Origin of the sequence: Algoriphagus mannitolivorans DSM 15301 (assembly GCF_000429425.1) — a bacterium.
Taxonomy (GTDB): Bacteria; Bacteroidota; Bacteroidia; order Cytophagales; family Cyclobacteriaceae; genus Algoriphagus; species Algoriphagus mannitolivorans.
Map to the genome: position 1 here is coordinate 14,660 of NZ_AUBV01000004.1, position 17,949 is coordinate 32,608.

The following is a 17,949-nucleotide window of genomic DNA, read 5'->3' on the forward strand; positions in this document are numbered from 1 at the left end:
AAGATGAAGACCAAAAATATAATCATTGCCTTGGCTTTGGGCGCGTTGAGTCTGGGAACGATGAATGCCCAAGCTCAGCAGGAAAATTACTTTCGCGCTATTGGAACCCCACATAAACCCAAGGTAGAAATCTCCTGGAACCGATACTACAGTGCTGAAGGTCTTTGGGACTGGATGAAAAAAATCGCCGCGGCACACCCTGGACTCGCTAAGGTTGAGTCTATCGGAAAATCCGTGGAAGGAAGAGATATTTTGACCTTGACCATTACCGATTTCTCTACCGGAAAAGACACCGACAAACCCGCCATGTGGATTGATGGAAACATCCACTCCAATGAGATTCAAGGAGGTGAATTCTCCCTATACGTGGCTTGGTACCTCACAGAAATGCATGCAGACAATGCCTTTGTGAAGCAACTTTTGAAGGACAAAACCTTCTACATCACCCCGACAATCAATCCGGACGCCAGAAATAATTTCTTCAAGGAGCCCAACAATGCCAATACTCCAAGATCAGGGATGTTGGTGTTGGACAATGACGGAGACGGAGTGAATGGAGAAGATATGATGGATGATCTCGATGGCGATGGACATATCACCATGATGATCCGAAAATCCAAAACCGGAAGATTCATCAAGGATCCTTTGGATTCAAGAAGGCTACAAATGGTCGGCCCAGATCAAGTTGGGGAATATGAAATGCTCGGACAGGAGGGCTTGGACAATGATCAGGATGGAGTAGTCAATGACGACGGTGTTGGCTATTATGATCCCAACCGAGATTGGGGTTGGAACTGGCAACCTGATTACATCCAGCGTGGAGCTTTGAGATATCCATTTTCTCTACCTGAAAACCGAGCCATCATGGAATTTGTGATGAAGCACCCCAACATTGCAGGAGCTCAAAGTTTTCACAATTCCGGAGGAATGATCCTCAGAGGCCCTGGAGCTGAAGAAGACGTCAATACCTATACTCGTGAAGATATCCGCATCTACGATGCTATTGGGAAAATTGGGGAAGAAATGCTCCCAGGGTATCGATATATCACGGTTTACAAGGATCTATACACAGTATTTGGAGGAGAGCTGGACTGGTTCTATGGCAACCGAGGTGTATTCACGTATTCCAATGAGCTGATGGTTCCTTACCTCTATTTCCACAAAGAAGGAGGAAGAGGCGGTCAGGATGAGCAATTCAAAGTGGATCGTCTATTGACTTTTGGTGATGCATTTGTAAACTGGAAGGAATACGAACATCCGCAATTTGGAACGGTAGAAATCGGTGGCTTTAAAAAGACTTTTGGGCGAGCCCACCCTGGATTTTTGCTGGAACAGGATGCCCACAGAAATGCAGCTTTTACCATTTTCCATGCGTATCATACTCCAAAGCTATCTGTCATGGACGTCAAAGAGGAAGATTTGGGAGGTGGCCTGAAAGCCATTACGGCTACCATCTTCAACGAGCGAATGATGCCAACGCATGCCAGTCAGGACTTGAAATACAAAATCGAAAGACCTGATTTTGTGAGCATCTCAGGCGCCAAAGTGGTTGCCGGATTTGTGGTGGAAGATGAAGACAGAAAGCAATTGGTGGAGCAAAAGCATTCTCCCGAAAAAATCGAAGTAGAAAATATCCCAGGCATGAGTGCTGTTAAAGTGAAATGGATCGTATCCTCCGGATCTAACTATACCATCACAGTTGACTCTGCGAAAGGAGGAAAAGCTTCTTGGAAAAAGAACCAATAATTCTAATTCAGTAAAAGATGGAATCCCCGGATCAACCAAGATCCGGGGATTTTTCTTTTCCCCTATCTTTAAATAAAAACTCAATGAAAAAGACAGCAACAGTTTTTTTGATTTTCTTTCTTTGGAGCTCCTCAGGAGCTTTTGCTCAGGAATCTCCCAAGATTCTAATCGCCTATTTTTCAAAATCTGGCTCTACCGCGGCCCTTGCGGAATCCATAGCGAAGGGAGCAGAATCTGTCTCGGGAGTAGAAGTATGGCTACGGTCCATTGACCAAATTCAAACAAATGAGATCCTAGAAGCCTCTGCAATAATTTTGGGATCTCCTGTTTACAATGCAAATCCCGCACCTGAGGTATTAGAATTCATCAATTCATGGCCTTTTGAAAACCGACCTTTGAAGGACAAAATAGGAGCTGCCTTCGCTACAGGTGGGGGTATTTCAATTGGGGAAGAAGAAGTGATGATGAGCATTATGAGATCCATGCTTATTCATGGGATGATCCTCGTGGGCGGGGAAAATGTAGAAGCATCCTTTGGCGCCTCAGGCATTACCGGCGAAGGTCCATTTTCGAAAGAAAAAATGGACCCGCTGTTTTTGGACAAAGGACTTGGACTTGGAAAACGGGTGGCAGAGTGGGCTAAAAAAAGTAAAGGGATATAAAAAACAATCCCCAGCTAAGGCACCTTAGCTGGGGATATTTCAATAGTTGGTTTAGCTTATTTAGAAGCTACGTAAGTTTGGAATCCACTCGCAGTGGTCACTTTGAAGCTGATTGCACCTGGGTAAGCTGGTTTTGCAATAGTATATACCTTGTGCAATCCTTGAGGATTGTCCACCACTTCAGTATGGATCAACTTGTCACCATCGAAGATTTGAACAGTCACGTCCTTAGCTTCCAAATTGGAAACCAACAGTCTATACTGGTTGCTTCCCATTTCAGTCACTCGAGAGAATACCACAGGCTTTGATTTCACAGCAGTGCTGAAGGTAGCAGTTCTCAAAGTTCCGTTGGCATCAGATACTTCCAAAGAATACTGACCTGCTGGAAGAGCATTCAAATCATATCGCTTAGCAAAAGCTTCAGTCTTGGAGATTCTGTCTCTCAAGACCAGGTTGTTGTTAGCATCGGTAATTTTTACTATCACAGCGCTGGTCGGTGCCTCCACTACTGCCACCATTACTTTGGCAGGTTCTGTTTGTCTGATTTCAACTGATTTTTCATCGTTGTAAGCAAACGCTCCTGATGCGATCCCCGCAACAAAAAGCATAGTCATGAATTTTTTCATTTTTGTAGTTGGTTTAATAAAGGTTTTTGATTTCTGATTTTGTGTAACCGCAGGATGGTCTATTCCATCAAGGGGGCATTTTGGGTTACAGGGTCGTTCGATGCAATTCGAATTACAATTCAAAGGTACAACACGAAATCAATTTTGCAAATGTTTCAATGAAACAAATGTTTTGTTTCGAGTTATTTAACGTTTGATCTATTTTTTTACGGAATTTATAATATCATTTTGCAATCGATAGCGAAGACCATTCTATTGGGAGAAAATAGGTTTATACAAAATTTTATATTGAAAAAATACCTTATTACATTTTTTTTAACCCTTAAGTACTTCTGTAAATTCCACATCGCAATCGATTGTATGGATTCAAAAAAAAATTAAATTTTTTTTGAGCAATCGCAAAAAAACCCGGTAACCCGGGTTTTTGCATAGATTTTCAGATCTATAATTCTATTTCAAACCATTTTTCGCTTTATCGACCATTTCTTGAGTAAAAGCACCTTTTAATTCGACCACCATCATTCCCCCGTCTTTATCATCCCCTACTAGAATGATCAAATCTTCAATCGTCTTTCCTCCTTTAGAGTAAATCATTAATCCGCTTTTCCCTTCGGCTGCTTCCATTAGCAATTCATAATTCTCTCTTTTTAGCCCTTTCTGAAGCGCATAAAATTCTCCTTTGGTCCTAGGATCCTCTGGCAAGGTGAAGAAATTCAGTTTTTCGACAGATTTTGCCACGGCGGCCATGTCATTTTTATCGAGGTCAATTTTAAAGCCCTCGGCAAAACTCAGAAAGTTCCCGCCTAATTCCATTTGAAAGAAGTCCTCACTGCCTTTGTATTTTTCTTTTAAGGCAGCAATACTTTTGCTTTGCGCATTTACTCCCAGTACTAGGGCAAAGAAAGAAAAGGATAAAATCAGCTTTTTCATAAGTCAATTAATATGTGGTTTAGTATGAATTTATTTTGGGCCTTTGGGCCCCTTAGATCCTTTGCCGTATTGCTCCATGCCTGGAATATTGGTCTTTTCGGCAAGCATATTTAAGTCCTTGTAAGTAAAAGATCCCAGCATGGAAATCAGGGTAAAGGCAGAGCCTTCTCCTGAAATCATCATAAGTTCTCTTACCAGCCCAGCTTCCTCCCGGACCAAAAATTTCAAATCGCTCCCTTTATCATGGACTTCCATGAGTTCCTCATATTTGTTTTTAGACAAAGTATTCATTGCCTCTGCATACAAAGCTTTGCCATTGACTTCCTCAGAGGAAAGAATTCGGATTCCTCGAATCTTGGCGATCAATGCCCCCAATTCTTCAGCGTCCTTATCCGTTCCGGCATTGTTTTTTAGAAATCCACCCGCCATCTGCATCATCTTTGGGGAAATATAGACTCTGGAAAACCGGTCATCCTCCATGTATTTGGAGAAAAATTTCTGAATGGCATCCTCTTGAGCCTGGGATGCAAAGGCAACTCCAAGGATAAGGATTAGGAGAGACAGTATCTTTTTCATGAGTTAGGGTTCTTGTGGAAATAATTGTTTGGTCGTATTCAGGTATTTGAAATCCTTCAAGGGCTCCATTTGAGCTTGACCTTTGGCGAGGTTAGTTTGGATAAGTGCCAAGGCATTCATGACCTCCTCGTAGGCGAGGCGTTCTTCTTCTTTTTGACGGTAATCTTGCCAAATCCAAACTGAACTCACAATCAAACTCAGCGAGGCTGCCCACGTCAGCCATTGGAGACTTCTTTGCTTGGCTGGTTTCTTTCGGGAAAGGATTAGCCTTTGAGGTTCTACACTTTTATAATCTGCTAAGGCACCGAAAAAGGTTTTTTCTTTTTCATAACCATCCACAATTCTCAAAGCTTCCTTCAGCTCCTTTTCTTCCGCAAGGGAAGTCTTCCCTTCCCAATACCGATGAAGCAATTCATCTAATCTCGATTTCATGGGGTAATTCCTTGGTTGATTAATTTATTCCGCATGGTTTTTCTGGCTCTATGCAGGTTTACTTTGACTTGTTCCAAAGAGATTTCCATAAATCCGGCAATCTCTTCGTAGCTCATTTCTTCGACTTCCCTGAGATGGAAGATCATTTTTTGTTTTTCCGGCAACTCCTCCACCAGCCTGAAAATGATCTGCTGAGATTCTTGTTGCTCCAGGGAATTGGATTGGGATTGGGGTATCTGATCCAAACCATCCAAGGCTTCCATCCTACCATTTTTCCGAAAGTGCATCAAAACCTCATTTTTGAGACTTTTGACCAGCCACCCGGCAAGATTGGGATGATCCTTAAGGTTCTTCTCCCGATCCATGGTTTTTTCAAAGACATTTTGAATCACATCCTCGGCCAAATCCCGGTCTTTGGTCCAAAGAAAGACCATCCGGAACAGCTTGCCTCGCATCGGCCAGATGTGGGTTTCGAAAAATGACTTCATTCAGTAGGATGATGCAGTATTCAAGGAAAAGTTACAGGGTACTCCGAAAAAAAATCATTTTTTTTCCAAAACCTTCGCTCTAAATCCGAGATTCATAGCCAAGACTGCATGAAAAATGAAAATTAGATTGATTTTAAATTCATTTGAAAAAATAGTATGCATGCAGACTATTTTATATTTTGCATCAATGAAACGGAAACTAATAACAGCTGGAAAATTCGCAGGAGAGGGCAAAAAAAATCCCGATCCTTGTGGGATCGGGATTGTGGTGATGAGTGGACTCGAACCACCGACTCACGGATTTTCAGTCCGATGCTCTACCAACTGAGCTACATCACCGTTGCGTAAAGTGATGCAAAGGTAAAAATTAGAGTATTTGATACAAATCCTTTTCAGAAAAAATTAAACAGTATTTTCAGAGTAACTAGCTAAATAAATCAATATGAGCATTTTACCACAACTCGCATTTCTCCTAATTTTTGGACTTGCGGGGTTTATTTTGGCCAAAAGGATCAAATTCCTCAAAAGAAACATCCTCTTGGGTAAAGATGAAGCCAGAAATGATCGTTCTTCCGAGCGATGGAAGACCATTCTTCTGGTTGCTTTTGGGCAACAAAAGATGTTCAAAAGAATCGTTCCGGCATTCTTGCACTTGCTAATCTATGTTGGGTTTGTAGTCATCAATCTGGAAGTGTTGGAATTTATCCTCGATGGAGTTCTTGGAACCCATCGCTTGTTTGCCCCTGCACTGGGATCCTTCTACACGGTGGCTATGAACATTTTTGAGTTTTTAGCCTTCGCAGTTCTCATCTCCTGTGTAGCATTCCTAATAAGGAGAAATGTGATGAAAGTGGATCGATTTGTTAAGCCGGAGATGAAGGGATGGCCCACGCTGGATGCCAATCTCATTTTGGTAATAGAATGCATCCTGATGATGGCCATCTTAAAAATGAATGCCGCTGATCAAATCTTGGCCTCTAGAGGTGTAGAGCACTATACCCTATTGGGACCTCTTTTCTTCAGTGGACTGCTTCATCCGATTTTCGAAAACTTCTCAGACGGCTTCCTTATCTTCATCGAGAGGGGCGCTTGGTGGTTCCACATTGTAGGCATTTTAGCATTCGCCATTTACGTTACTTATTCCAAACACCTCCATATTTTCCTGGCTTTTCCAAACACCTGGTATTCCAACCTGAAGCCAAAAGGTGAAATCAACAATATGCCCGAAGTAACCAACGAGGTGAACATGATGCTGGGAATCCCTGTAGAGAACCCCGCCGAACCACCGGCAGAGATTGGAAGATTTGGGGCAAAGGATATCAATGATCTCAGCTGGATCAATGTGCTCAATGCCTATTCCTGTACAGAATGCGGTAGATGTACCTCAGAATGTCCGGCAAACCAAACCGGAAAAAAACTCTCTCCACGTAAAATAATGATGGATGTTCGTGACCGAGCTGAGGAAGTTGGAAAAAGCCTCGATGCCGGAGGGCCTGGTCTAGAGGACGGCAAATCGCTTTTGGGAGATTACATCAGCAAAGAGGAAATCAATGCCTGTACTACCTGCAATGCCTGTGTGGAAGCCTGTCCGGTCAATATCGATCCGCTATCCATCATTTTGCAATTGAGAAGATATGTGGCCATGGAAGAATCCGGCACTCCTGCTCAGTGGAATGCGATGTTCCAAAACATGGAAACCAGCTTTTCACCTTGGAAATTCAGTCCTTCTGACCGATTCAACTGGGCTGAAAAAGTAAAAGAAGAAGAAATGAAATGACCTTGACTTTTGTCTTGAGTCTTTTGTCTAATGTCTAAAGTCTAAAAAATGTCAACATATAAAGTACCTACCATGGCCGAAATGGCCGCTAATGGCCAAAGCCCAGAGGTCTTGTTTTGGGTTGGTTGTGCCGGCTCATTCGATGAGCGATACAAAGCTGTCACTCAGGCTTTCGTCAAAATCTTAAATAAAGTAGGAGTAAGCTTCGCAGTTTTAGGCCCGGAAGAGACCTGCACGGGTGATCCCGCAAGGAGAGCAGGAAATGAATTCCTCTTTCAGATGCAGGCCGTAGCCAATATTCAAGTGATGAATGGATACGAGGTGAAAAAAGTAGTAACTGCCTGTCCGCATTGCTTCAACACCATAAAAAATGAATATCCGGCATTGGGCGGAAACTATGAGGTAATCCACCACTCCCAATTTCTCCAACAATTGATCAACGAAGGAAAAGTTACACTCCAAGGCGGTGGAGAGTTTAAAGGCAAGAAAATCACCTTTCATGACTCTTGCTATTTGGGACGCGCCAATGATGTCTATGAAGCCCCGAGAGAGGTGATCAAAGCTCTAGACGTGGAACTGGTTGAGATGAAACGTTGCCGCACCAAAGGCCTTTGCTGTGGAGCAGGAGGTGCGCAGATGTTTAAGGAACCCGAGTCCGGAAAGAAAGACATCAACATCGAAAGAACCGAAGAAGCTTTAGCCACCGGCGCACAAGCAATCGCCGTGGGCTGCCCATTCTGTCTGACCATGATGACCGATGGCGTAAAAAACAAAGAGAAGGAAGCTGAAGTCCAAGTCTATGACCTTGCCGAGATGATAGCCAAGGATATGGGAATTTAAAACTCCTTCTTGAATCAAATGAACCCTTTTTGCCGTTATGCAGAAAGGGTTTTTCATGTGATGGTAGTTTGATTTCAAATGCCCTCATGGAATCTCGAAATGATTATTATAGAATAAGCGTATGACTTTTTAGCCATACTCGATTTCTTTGAATTAAATATCACAACCTATGTATGTACCGTTTGCGCAAATGCCGGAGTATGCCAGAGTTTGGGTTTACCAAGCAGCGCGAAAAATCGAAGCTCAAGAGAAAGAAATCATCCAAAACCGAATGAAAGAATTCTGTGAGGGATGGAATACCCACGGCAACCGTATGCCAACCTCCTTTGAAATTGTGGATGACCAGATTCTTGTTTTGGCAGTAGATGAAAGTCAATTAGGTGCCAGCGGATGCTCCATCGATAGCTCTGTCAGAACTTTGCGGGAAATTGAAAGCCAATTGGGGATCAATTTGACAGATCAGGGAAAGATAAGCCTCAAAAACAGCCTTGGAAAAGTTTCTGTAATTCCCGCTCTAGGGATTAAATCCAGAGTCACTTCTGGAGAAATCACCGAAGAACTGGAAGTAATTAACCCGATTATTCAAACTAAAGCCGATCTTCAAAATCTTTGGCAGCCTGTTCGAAAAAGCTGGTTGAACAAATATTTTCCAAATTAATTAGTAATATTCACAGACAGACTGAATCCTTAGGCTCCATGAAACACAGATTTTTTCCACTCCTCTTATTTCTGATTCTAATCCTTGGCGGTTGCAAAAGCCTAGTGGAAAAAGGGAACAACCAGTTTCTCTCTGGTCAATACCAATATGCCATCAATACCTTCAGCCAGATTTTAGCGGAAGACTCGACCAATTTGCGGGCAAATCAGGTCATGGCTGAGAGCTATCGCCTTTCCAATCGGATCGAAAAAGCTTCCCCATATTATCAACAGTTGGTCGAGCAAGAGCCCAATTTCAACCATTATTTTTTTCTGGCGCAAAGCCTAAAAGCCCAGCAAAGGCATGAGGAAGCAAAAGCAGCATTTGAGGCCTCCAAACAATATACTTCCGATGATGCTCTAATGGCGCGAGTGCAGCGTGAAATTGAAGGAATCAAATTAGCGGAGGGAATTGAGAACTATTGGCCAAATCACGTCTTGGTCAATTATCAGGAACTTAATACCCCTGGGCCGGATTATGGACCGGTACTAAGTGAAAACTTCCTCTATTTCACCTCTGGAAGACAGGCCTCTGGGATCTACCCCGCAACAGGAACTCCTTACACCAAATTGTTTCGTGCGAGAGCAGACGGGCTAAAAGTGGACGTGGGTGCAATTCAAGCATTGCCTGAATTCAGAAATGAGGAGGGGCTAAATCAAGGCACTATTGCCATCAGCCCGGACGGGAATACAATAATCTACGGACGTGGAAATTCTACCTCACCCAAAGATCTTCCGGACAATGCACTGTTTGTTTCATACTTCAGAGGAGCCGGTTTTACGCAACCTATCTGGATGCCAGTCAATGAGGACGAAACTTGGTGGAACTCCACTCCGGCGTTCAGTCCAGATGGCTCAGAGCTCTATTTTGCATCTAACCGACCCGGAGGATATGGGGGCACAGATCTCTATAAGGCCACCAGACTTGCCAACGGGGACTTCGGAAATGCGGTCAATCTTGGCCCAACCATCAATACTCCAGGCAACGAATTGTTCCCTAGAATGACCCCAGACGGAAAGTTCTTCTTCTCCTCAGATGGACATCCCGGTTATGGAAAACTTGACCTTTTCGTCGCTGAAAAAGATGAATCCGGAAAGCAGGTAATCAAAAATCTTGGAGATAACTTCAACAGCAAATACGATGATTTTGGAATCTTCTTTACTGAATATCCAAAGGCAGGATTTATCACTTCCAATCGGGAAGGAGGCAAAGGGGACGATGATATTTATTATTTCGAAGACAAAACTCCCAAGCCAAAAATCATCAACGTTTTGCTAAACGTATTTGCGAAAGAACAAGGAACCGACAACCCGATTCCTCAAACCAGAATCGTACTCTACGGCGCTGACAACAAGCAGCAGGGAGGGGATTTTTCCAATCCAAGTGGCCGAGTAAGGTTCACGATGGCTCCTAATTCGGATTATACCATAATAGCTTCTAAAAACGGATATTTCTCCAAGTCCTTCCCTTACACCACCAAGGGTAAGACTCCGGATCCTGCAACTTTGATTCAGGATGTCACCAATGTGACCCTGGACACTACGATTTATCTGGATCAGTTGATTTTGGAAAAATCCATCGTCTTGGAAAACATCTACTACGATCTGGATAAGGCTGAAATCCGACCGGATGCTGCGCTTGAGCTGGATAAATTGGTGAAAATATTGGCTGATAATCCAAGCATCCGCATCGAACTTAGCTCACATACTGACTCTAGATCCAGCGATGCTTACAATTTGAATCTATCCCAGAGAAGAGCTCAAAGCGCGGTAGATTACATCGTATCCAAAGGAATCTCAGCAGACCGCTTAGTGGCCAAAGGCTATGGAGAAACCCAGTTGATCATCAAAGACGCTCAAACTGAAGAAGAGCATCAAGTCAACCGAAGAACTGAGTTTAAGGTGATTGAGATCAAGGAATAAAAATTTGATCCTCAAAAAAAGGCCAGGAATTCAATTGATTCCCTGGCCTTTTTCTTTATTCTAAGTCTATGCTACCGCATCATCGCTTCATAAATCAGGTCATGAATCTGAGTTCGAATCCCTTCTGACAACAGCTTATTGTTCTCTGCATCAGGATAAACTCTATTGGACAAAAAGACATAGATCAATTGATTTTCAGGATCAGCCCAGACGCAAGTCCCGGTAAATCCAGTGTGACCAAAAGTAGATTTGGGAGCTAATTTTCCTGAAGATCCCCCTTTGCCGGCTTCTGGCTCGGGCTTATCCCAGCCCCATCCTCTTCGGCTCATGTTAGATTGTCGTTTGGTAAATTCCTTGACGGTTTTGGGTCGGATCAGACTTACATCCCCGTATTTACCTTCATTGAGCATGAGCTGCATCATTACGGCTAGGTCATTGGCCGTTCCAAAAAGCCCTGCATGTCCTGCAACTCCACCAAACATGGCCGCTCCCGGATCATGAACATAGCCCTGAACTTGTCTCTTTCGGAAGGCAACATCATTTTCCGTTGGAGCAATATTGCCTAAAGGCATTTTCGTCGTCGGGTTAAATGTGAGCGTATGGAGCCCCAGAGGTTCGTAAAAGTTTTGAGCCAAAAACTCGTCCAAAGGCTGATTGACAATTCGCTCGACTACTGCTTGCATGAAATACATGGTCAGGTCTGAGTACACATATTTCACAGGCTTGGGAAGCAGATCTGATTTGACGGTCCAATTCCAGATGCTATCCCGCAAACCATCCCTTGCAAACATGTCATTGGAAACTGGCCTGGTGAATCCGGGCTCGGCGGCAGCTTTGTAATAGGTTGATTTCCATTGACCGGATTCTACCGTGTTGACATAATGGGGAATGAACGCTTTCAATCCAGCCTCATGGGCCATCACGTTCTTCAAAGCAAGATTAGCTTTATTGGTCCCTTTAAGTTCCGGTAAATAATCCCCCAAAGTTTTGCTCATATCCAACTCTCCCCGGCTTTCCAGAAACATTACCGCTTGAGTGGTAGCCAATACTTTGGTCACAGAAGCCAAATCATATACGGTCTGAGAAGTAACTGGAGCAGATCTTTTGTAATCCAGATAGCCATAAGACTTTTCAAACACTACTTTTCCATCTTTTACAACCAGCACATTCCCACCGGGAGCTGCCTGGATTTTGATCATCTTCTCAGCGACCTCATCAATTTTATTCAGCTTCTCAGAGCTTAAACCTACGCTTTCAGGAGAGCCATAGGAAAGTCTTCCCAGGTCTGCCATGTATCCACCAATGCCTCGTGTAAAACCTCCATTCACCGTCACAGGTAAAATTCCTCTACCCGGACGTGCTCCAAATAAAACCTGAGGGGCTAGCATTTGAGTAATCTCATTGTTTTCGTAGGCTAGGACAACATTTCCCATCCCTTTCAAAGCAGTGGAAGCATAGGCATTTCCAAAAAGGACGGTAACTACTTTTTGTCGCTTTTCCAGAGTTCTGATCAAATTGATATCTCCGGGAGCCACTCCAAATGCACGTTGAGGACTATTGGTCACTCCCATTAGTCCAACTAAGACCACATCAAAATCCTCCAACTTTTTCATGAGCGCATAATGCTCGGATTCAGATGCGGCTTTGGAAATGGAAAAATGCTCGACTTTTGTGTATTTGTTCAGATATTTTGAAAACTCCACCCCAGGATCACCAATGCTTAAGCTGGCGAATTTTCGGAGATCAAGATTTCGAAATGGCAAAAGATCGTCTTTATTGGATGCTACTGTAAAAGCATTCGCATAAAGTTTTTCGATCACCTCCCGAGTTTCGGGATTATTCAGCCGATCGGAGATCTTATAGGTATCAATCGGTTTTAACTTGTTTAATCCTGCCCAGTATTTAGCTTTCAAGATTTTCTTGACACGCCTGTTGATTTCATTTTCGGTTATTTTCCCGGCTGCTACGGCTTCTTTGATCAACTCCTTAGCCTTTGGAACATCCTGGGAATAAAGCAAAACGTCATTCCCTGCCAACAGGGCTTTTAAGTCCACCTCTCCCGGCTTATTGGTATTTGCCACTCCACGCATGTTTAAGGCATCTGTAAAAATCAATCCCTGAAAATTCATGCGGTTTTGAAGCAGGTCTGTCACTACTGATTTGGACAAGCTCGTAGGCAAATGCTCACCTTTATTTAAGCTTGGCACATCCAAATGTGCGACCATGACGGACATCAGGTTCTCCCGAAACAACTCCTTGTAAGGATGTAAATCCACATCCCAGATTCTTCTTTCAGCATGGTTGATTACTGGCAATACCTGATGACTATCCGTTTCGGTATCCCCGTGCCCAGGAAAATGCTTGGCATTGGCAATGACTCCATTGTCCTGAAGTCCTTTCATATAGGCCAAAGCCTGACGGGTCACCAGGTCTTTGTTTTCCCCAAATGCCCGATAACCAATGACAGGATTATTGGGGTTGGAATTCACATCGACTACAGGGGCAAAGTTGATATGCATGCCCAATTCCTTAAACTGACGGGCTATCTCAACTCCCATTTCATAAATCAACCGATCATTCTGCACTGCCCCCAAGGTCATGGCTTTTGGAAAGTTTGCCACAGAGTCCAGACGCATCCCTACTCCCCATTCCGCATCCATTGCGATAAACAATGGAGTTTTAGCTTGGGCTTGATAATAGTTGGTCAGTCGAGCTTGTCTATTAGGACCCCCTTGAAAAAAAATCACCCCTCCCAAATTTTCATTTTGGATTAAGGCACTGATCTCGTCCACATGTTTTTGGTCCTTGTTGGAGTAAGCTGCTACCATAAATAGCTGCCCCAAACGCTCTTCAAAGGTCAAGGAATTGAAAACACTATCCACCCAATACATCTGCTGCCTTTGATCTCCCCGCATTAGCGGGTCCTCATTGGCCACAAAAGGATCAGATTTCCCAGAGGAAAAGAGTCCAAGGATAAAAACCACTACTAGAAGCCTTATTTGCTTCACTCCCATGCTTGATTAGATTTTAATTCTTTAACTTTTAAAGTAAATTTGTGAACGACGTGGAGACATGATGTAGAACCATCCCCCGACCTTCTATCCAACGTCAAATTGAATCTCTTCGATATTCAATGTACTAAAGTTCGGGCAACAATAAGTTTGATTTTGGGTTAAAAAAGGAGTAAGAAATGATATTCGGTAGTCACTAAACCTCATCTTCCCTTTACCCACTTCATAGATTCAGTAAGCAAAATAATTTCCAGCATGAAATTCCCCTCTATTTTCAAGACCTCCTCACCCCAGAGATTTGGGATTCAGCCGAGATATTATGATCCGGTCAAGGAGGAAATCGAAGAGCGGACCTCCCGGATCAAAAAAGAATTGGAAGAGGAGGGTTTGCTGAGCGGAGAAGATGGACATAACCCTGAAGGGTACGGAGCTGGTATCCGTGGGTCATTTTCCAACTACCGGGGAATAAAGCAACGGGAGACCAGTATATTTAGCTCCACGGCTATGATCCGAACCCTATTGTTTTTTGGAATGATCACTGCTGCCTTCGGATATATTTATATCGGACCCGAAATTTTAACCTATTTAGGCATAGGGCTGGCTCTGGTCGCCTCAGTGTACTTTTTCTTGAGAATCAAAAAACAAGGCAAACGATGAGTGACATCATCCAACTTCTCCCGGATGCAATAGCAAACCAAATTGCAGCGGGAGAGGTAGTTCAACGCCCTGCTTCTGCTCTCAAAGAATTATTGGAAAATGCGGTCGACGCAGGAGCCACCCAGATCCAGGTGATCGTCAAAGATGCCGGAAAACAACTCCTTCAGGTAATTGACAATGGGAAAGGTATGTCTCCCACAGATGCCAGAATGAGTTTTGAGCGTCATGCCACCTCAAAAATCAGAACCTCTCAAGATTTGTTTGCCATCCGGACTTTTGGGTTTCGAGGGGAGGCCTTGGCCTCTATTGCAGCGGTTGCACAGGTAGAGTTGAAAACCAGACAAACGGATGCAGAACTGGGGACTTTGATCCAGATTGAAGGCTCCGAGGTCAAAAAACAGGAGCCAGTTGCCAGTCCAGTAGGGACTTCGGTGGCTATGAAAAACTTGTTTTTCAATGTTCCTGCTCGAAGGAACTTCCTGAAATCCAATCCTGTGGAAATGCGGCATTTGGTGGAAGAATTTCAAAGAGTCGCCTTATCCTATCCCGAAGTGGCATTTACCATGTACCAACAGGATTTGGAGACTTATAATCTTCCCACTGGCAAGCTTAGTCAGAGAATCGTGGGGCTTTTTGGAAAAAGCTATCAAGGCCAACTGATCCCCTGTGAGGAGTTTACCCCACATGTCAACGTCAGAGGCTATATCGGCAAACCTGAAAACGCCAAGAAAACCAGAGGTGAGCAGTTTTTCTTTGTCAACAACCGATACATCAAAAGCTCCTACCTTCACCATGCGGTCAACTCGGCCTTTGAAGGCCTAATTCAGGCTGACCAGCATCCGTTCTACGTGCTGTTTTTGGAGATAGACCCTTCGCATATTGATATCAATGTTCACCCCACAAAAACTGAAATCAAATTTGACGATGAGCGGACGGTCTATGCGGTCATCCGATCGGCTGTCAAACAAGCCTTGGGTGCTCATCATATCACCCCCGCCATTGACTTTTCGGTGGATGTGAATTTTGAAGATACCTGGACCAATAATCCCGAAACCAAATCCCAAGTAGACCGGGAGTATAGCTACAAAACCTTCAACACGCCGGAATTCAAAAAATCCTCCACCTCAGGCTGGGAACGGTTGTTTGAGGGAAATATATCTCCAAAGCCTATCCAGGAAAAGCCCTCCTCGGAAGATGAACTTGAGATTTTGACTTTCCCAAGCCGGGCCTCCATGGATGAGCCCAGGTTTATGATTGTGCCGGAAGAATCCGAAGCCACTGGAGCTACTTTTCAGGTAGAACAAAACTTCATTGTGGCCCAGATGTCCACCGGTCTTTTGATCATTGATCAGCAGAGTGCACATGAGCGGATTTTATATGAACGGTATTTCAAGCAAATCCAATCAGCAAAAGGCGTCTCCCAACAATGTCTATTTCCTCCCACTTTGCAGTTAAATCCTTCGGACTATGCCCTGGTGATGGATATGCTTCCGGAGCTGCACAGTCTCGGGTTTATGGTGGAGCCTTTTGGCAAAGACACCGTATTGATCCAAGGGGTGCCGGCAGATGTACAGGTGAAAAATGAAAAGGAACTTTTCGAAGGTCTCTTGGAGCAATTCAAAAACTTCAAAAGCGAACTTTCCCTGGATAAACGGGAAAACCTAGCCCGATCTCTTTCCCGTAAGTCCTCTATCAAAAAGGGTCAAAAGTTGAATCCTCAGGAGATGGAAACTTTGGTAGGCCAACTTTTTGCCTGTCAAAATCCCAATTATTCTCCGGCCGGGAACAAAACTTTCGTGAAATTAGATTTAAATAGCATTCAATCCTTTTTCGGAAAATAAGATGTTTAGAAATATAACCCCGGTTGTACAAAATCTTCTTCTGATCAACGTCATCGTTTTTTTGGTTGCGGGTTTTGTGTTTCCTCCTCTCAATAATTGGTTTGCACTTTTCAATATTCACAGCGAATATTTCAAGCCTTTCCAATTCCTGACTTACATGTTTATGCATGCCGATTTTTGGCATTTGTTCAGCAACATGTTTGGCCTCCTGATCTTCGGTCCCTTATTGGAACAGTTCCTTGGCCCCAAAAAACTATTCATCCTGTGGATGGTCTGCGGCGTAGGGGCAGGAGTCCTATACTCTGGCTATTCCACCTTTCAATACAATAAAATGGAGGAAAAGGTGCTTGCTTATGAAGCCAACCCTGATCCGGAATATTTCAACAAGCTGGTCATTGAAAACAGAGGGTATTTCAATCCCGAAGTCTTCAATTTTGTAGATCAATACAGCCGAAATCCGGAAGATCCTTCCTACATCGAGCAGGCTAGGAGAACGCTTCATCGGATTTTGGAGATGAATCTAAACTCCCCTATGGTGGGGGCTTCTGGAGCGCTCTTCGGGATTTTGGTGGCTTTTGCAATGCTTTTCCCCAACACACAACTCTTCCTCCTTTTTCCTCCCATGCCCGTTAAGGCAAAATATTTGGTGGGAGCCTACGCCCTTTACACGATTTATAACGTAATGCTCAATAGCCCCACGGACAATGTGGCTCATTTTGCGCACTTGAGCGGGTTGATCATCGGAGCGGTTTTGGTGTATAAATGGAAAAGAGACAGAAATAGCTTCTATTGATATGTACGGTAACTTTTGGGAAAATCTGAGAAATGCTTTCAAGCATACTAACAACAGCCTTTTTAAGCTGATTGCGATCAATGTGCTGGTGTTTCTTGTGCTTTTGATTTCCCGGGTGATCCTGACGATCAGCGGACTTGGAGAGCTTTACCGGGAAGGCTTGAGCTGGTTGATGATGCCGGCGTCTTTGGAAAAGCTCCTTTGGCAGCCTTGGAGTCCCTTCACTTACATGTTCCTGCATGAAGGGGTATTCCATATCCTTTTCAACATGCTCTTTTTGTATTGGTTTGGCTTGATTATCCACCAGTATTTGGGTAGCCGAAAGCTGGCCAATCTGTACATTTTGGGAGGTCTTTTTGGGGCAGCATTTTACTTGCTGATCTATAATCTGGCACCATATTTCAGTAATTCAGTGGATACTTCCCTGATGCTGGGAGCAAGCGCGGGCGTATTTGCTGTGGTCGTAGGCGCTGCCACTTTGACTCCGAATACCACTTTCTTTTTGATCTTGATAGGCCCTGTCAAAATCGTCTACATTGCCGCTTTCTATGTGATTCTCTCCTTTGCCAATTCGATCGGCGCAAATGCAGGAGGGGAAATCGCTCACCTTGGTGGGGCACTTTTGGGCTATTTATATGTAGTTCAGCTTCGCAAAGGAATTGACTGGGGAAAGCCGGTTCAAAAAGTGGGGATTTTCTTCGAGGATCTTTTTTCCGGGAGAAAAAATAAAGTCAAAGTTAGCTATCGTAAAGCTAAAACTACCTCCAGTTCCGGCGGATTTTCCGGCTTTGGAAATACCCAAAAATCCACACCTTCCGCTAAGTCCTCTGAAACTTCTCAAGAAGAGATCGATAGAATTCTGGACAAAATCGCCGAAAAAGGCTACGATGCCTTGAGCAAGGAGGAAAAAAGGAAACTGTTTGAGTTTAGTAAAAAATAATTAATCAAGAT

16 protein-coding genes and 1 tRNA gene are annotated in these 17,949 nt (G+C 43.7%); 10 read left to right on the plus strand and 7 right to left on the minus strand.

Going from position 1 to position 17,949, the window contains the following annotated elements:
* Window positions 1-3 precede the first annotated feature (3 nt).
* Together G458_RS0102540 and G458_RS0102545 are read left to right on the plus strand one after the other, a co-directional pair.
* Complete coding sequence (locus tag G458_RS0102540) at window positions 4-1,746, plus strand: M14 family metallopeptidase (protein WP_026950512.1); 1,743 nt, start codon at window positions 4-6, stop codon at window positions 1,744-1,746.
* Window positions 1,747-1,829: 83 nt separating this feature from the next.
* Window positions 1,830-2,408, plus strand: a complete 579-nt coding sequence (locus G458_RS0102545; protein WP_051287033.1) for a flavodoxin family protein — start codon at window positions 1,830-1,832, stop codon at window positions 2,406-2,408.
* Between the two features lie 56 nt (window positions 2,409-2,464).
* Here G458_RS0102545 and G458_RS0102550 read toward each other — a convergent pair whose 3' ends face one another.
* The 6 genes from G458_RS0102550 to G458_RS0102585 form a co-directional block, all read right to left on the minus strand.
* Window positions 2,465-3,034, minus strand: a complete 570-nt coding sequence (locus G458_RS0102550; RefSeq protein WP_026950514.1) for a hypothetical protein — start codon at window positions 3,032-3,034, stop codon at window positions 2,465-2,467.
* Between the two features lie 450 nt (window positions 3,035-3,484).
* Window positions 3,485-3,964, minus strand: coding sequence for a DUF4252 domain-containing protein (locus tag G458_RS0102560; RefSeq protein WP_026950515.1), 480 nt, complete (start codon window positions 3,962-3,964; stop codon window positions 3,485-3,487).
* Window positions 3,965-3,994: 30 nt separating this feature from the next.
* Window positions 3,995-4,540: a DUF4252 domain-containing protein gene (locus tag G458_RS0102565; protein WP_026950516.1), complete on the minus strand. Its 546-nt coding sequence runs from the start codon at window positions 4,538-4,540 to the stop codon at window positions 3,995-3,997.
* Window positions 4,541-4,543: 3 nt separating this feature from the next.
* Complete coding sequence (locus tag G458_RS0102570) at window positions 4,544-4,972, minus strand: hypothetical protein (protein ID WP_026950517.1); 429 nt, start codon at window positions 4,970-4,972, stop codon at window positions 4,544-4,546.
* A complete protein-coding gene (locus G458_RS0102575) occupies window positions 4,969-5,460 on the minus strand; it encodes an RNA polymerase sigma factor (RefSeq protein ID WP_026950518.1) in 492 nt (163 codons plus the stop codon). The genes G458_RS0102570 and G458_RS0102575 overlap by 4 nt, the downstream gene beginning before the upstream one ends.
* Window positions 5,461-5,726: 266 nt before the next feature.
* A tRNA-Phe gene (locus G458_RS0102585) sits at window positions 5,727-5,799 on the minus strand.
* A gap of 103 nt (window positions 5,800-5,902) precedes the next feature.
* Between G458_RS0102585 and G458_RS0102590 the strand changes: the two genes are divergently transcribed.
* From G458_RS0102590 to G458_RS0102605, 4 genes are all read left to right on the plus strand, one after another.
* Complete coding sequence (locus G458_RS0102590) at window positions 5,903-7,237, plus strand: 4Fe-4S dicluster domain-containing protein (RefSeq protein ID WP_026950519.1); 1,335 nt, start codon at window positions 5,903-5,905, stop codon at window positions 7,235-7,237.
* 48 nt (window positions 7,238-7,285) lie between these two features.
* The gene (locus G458_RS0102595) at window positions 7,286-8,077 is read left to right on the plus strand and encodes a (Fe-S)-binding protein (RefSeq protein WP_026950520.1); all 792 of its coding nucleotides are present in this window, start codon (window positions 7,286-7,288) and stop codon (window positions 8,075-8,077) included.
* A 169-nt stretch (window positions 8,078-8,246) separates the two neighbouring features.
* Window positions 8,247-8,735, plus strand: a complete 489-nt coding sequence (locus G458_RS0102600; protein ID WP_026950521.1) for a hypothetical protein — start codon at window positions 8,247-8,249, stop codon at window positions 8,733-8,735.
* 38 nt (window positions 8,736-8,773) lie between these two features.
* A complete protein-coding gene (locus G458_RS0102605) occupies window positions 8,774-10,696 on the plus strand; it encodes an OmpA family protein (RefSeq protein WP_026950522.1) in 1,923 nt (640 codons plus the stop codon).
* A 71-nt stretch (window positions 10,697-10,767) separates the two neighbouring features.
* Here G458_RS0102605 and G458_RS0102610 read toward each other — a convergent pair whose 3' ends face one another.
* Window positions 10,768-13,710, minus strand: a complete 2,943-nt coding sequence (locus tag G458_RS0102610; RefSeq protein WP_026950523.1) for a glycoside hydrolase family 3 N-terminal domain-containing protein — start codon at window positions 13,708-13,710, stop codon at window positions 10,768-10,770.
* A gap of 252 nt (window positions 13,711-13,962) precedes the next feature.
* On the opposite strand from G458_RS0102610, the gene G458_RS0102615 reads away from it, so the two are divergent.
* From G458_RS0102615 to G458_RS0102630, 4 genes are read left to right on the plus strand one after another with little or no spacing between them, the layout of a single operon-like run.
* Entirely contained in the window at window positions 13,963-14,364 is a 402-nt protein-coding gene (locus tag G458_RS0102615; protein ID WP_026950524.1) for a hypothetical protein, read from the plus strand.
* On the plus strand, window positions 14,361-16,205 hold the full coding sequence (gene mutL, locus G458_RS0102620) for a DNA mismatch repair endonuclease MutL (RefSeq protein ID WP_026950525.1): 1,845 nt from the start codon (window positions 14,361-14,363) through the stop codon (window positions 16,203-16,205). Before G458_RS0102615 ends, mutL begins: the two co-directional genes overlap by 4 nt.
* Window position 16,206: 1 nt before the next feature.
* Window positions 16,207-16,998: a rhomboid family intramembrane serine protease gene (locus G458_RS0102625; protein ID WP_026950526.1), complete on the plus strand. Its 792-nt coding sequence runs from the start codon at window positions 16,207-16,209 to the stop codon at window positions 16,996-16,998.
* A gap of 1 nt (window position 16,999) precedes the next feature.
* The gene (locus G458_RS0102630; protein WP_026950527.1) at window positions 17,000-17,938 is read left to right on the plus strand and encodes a rhomboid family protein; all 939 of its coding nucleotides are present in this window, start codon (window positions 17,000-17,002) and stop codon (window positions 17,936-17,938) included.
* Window positions 17,939-17,949 lie beyond the last annotated feature (11 nt).

Coding starts and splice junctions, on each gene's coding strand:
- G458_RS0102540 (WP_026950512.1), top strand. CDS start 4: ATGAAGACCAAAAATATAATCATTGCCTTGGCTTTGGGCGCGTTGAGT.
- G458_RS0102545 (WP_051287033.1), top strand. CDS start 1,830: ATGAAAAAGACAGCAACAGTTTTTTTGATTTTCTTTCTTTGGAGCTCC.
- G458_RS0102550 (WP_026950514.1), bottom strand. CDS start 3,034: ATGAAAAAATTCATGACTATGCTTTTTGTTGCGGGGATCGCATCAGGA.
- G458_RS0102560 (WP_026950515.1), bottom strand. CDS start 3,964: ATGAAAAAGCTGATTTTATCCTTTTCTTTCTTTGCCCTAGTACTGGGA.
- G458_RS0102565 (WP_026950516.1), bottom strand. CDS start 4,540: ATGAAAAAGATACTGTCTCTCCTAATCCTTATCCTTGGAGTTGCCTTT.
- G458_RS0102570 (WP_026950517.1), bottom strand. CDS start 4,972: ATGAAATCGAGATTAGATGAATTGCTTCATCGGTATTGGGAAGGGAAG.
- G458_RS0102575 (WP_026950518.1), bottom strand. CDS start 5,460: ATGAAGTCATTTTTCGAAACCCACATCTGGCCGATGCGAGGCAAGCTG.
- G458_RS0102590 (WP_026950519.1), top strand. CDS start 5,903: ATGAGCATTTTACCACAACTCGCATTTCTCCTAATTTTTGGACTTGCG.
- G458_RS0102595 (WP_026950520.1), top strand. CDS start 7,286: ATGTCAACATATAAAGTACCTACCATGGCCGAAATGGCCGCTAATGGC.
- G458_RS0102600 (WP_026950521.1), top strand. CDS start 8,247: ATGTATGTACCGTTTGCGCAAATGCCGGAGTATGCCAGAGTTTGGGTT.
- G458_RS0102605 (WP_026950522.1), top strand. CDS start 8,774: ATGAAACACAGATTTTTTCCACTCCTCTTATTTCTGATTCTAATCCTT.
- G458_RS0102610 (WP_026950523.1), bottom strand. CDS start 13,710: ATGGGAGTGAAGCAAATAAGGCTTCTAGTAGTGGTTTTTATCCTTGGA.
- G458_RS0102615 (WP_026950524.1), top strand. CDS start 13,963: ATGAAATTCCCCTCTATTTTCAAGACCTCCTCACCCCAGAGATTTGGG.
- mutL (WP_026950525.1), top strand. CDS start 14,361: ATGAGTGACATCATCCAACTTCTCCCGGATGCAATAGCAAACCAAATT.
- G458_RS0102625 (WP_026950526.1), top strand. CDS start 16,207: ATGTTTAGAAATATAACCCCGGTTGTACAAAATCTTCTTCTGATCAAC.
- G458_RS0102630 (WP_026950527.1), top strand. CDS start 17,000: ATGTACGGTAACTTTTGGGAAAATCTGAGAAATGCTTTCAAGCATACT.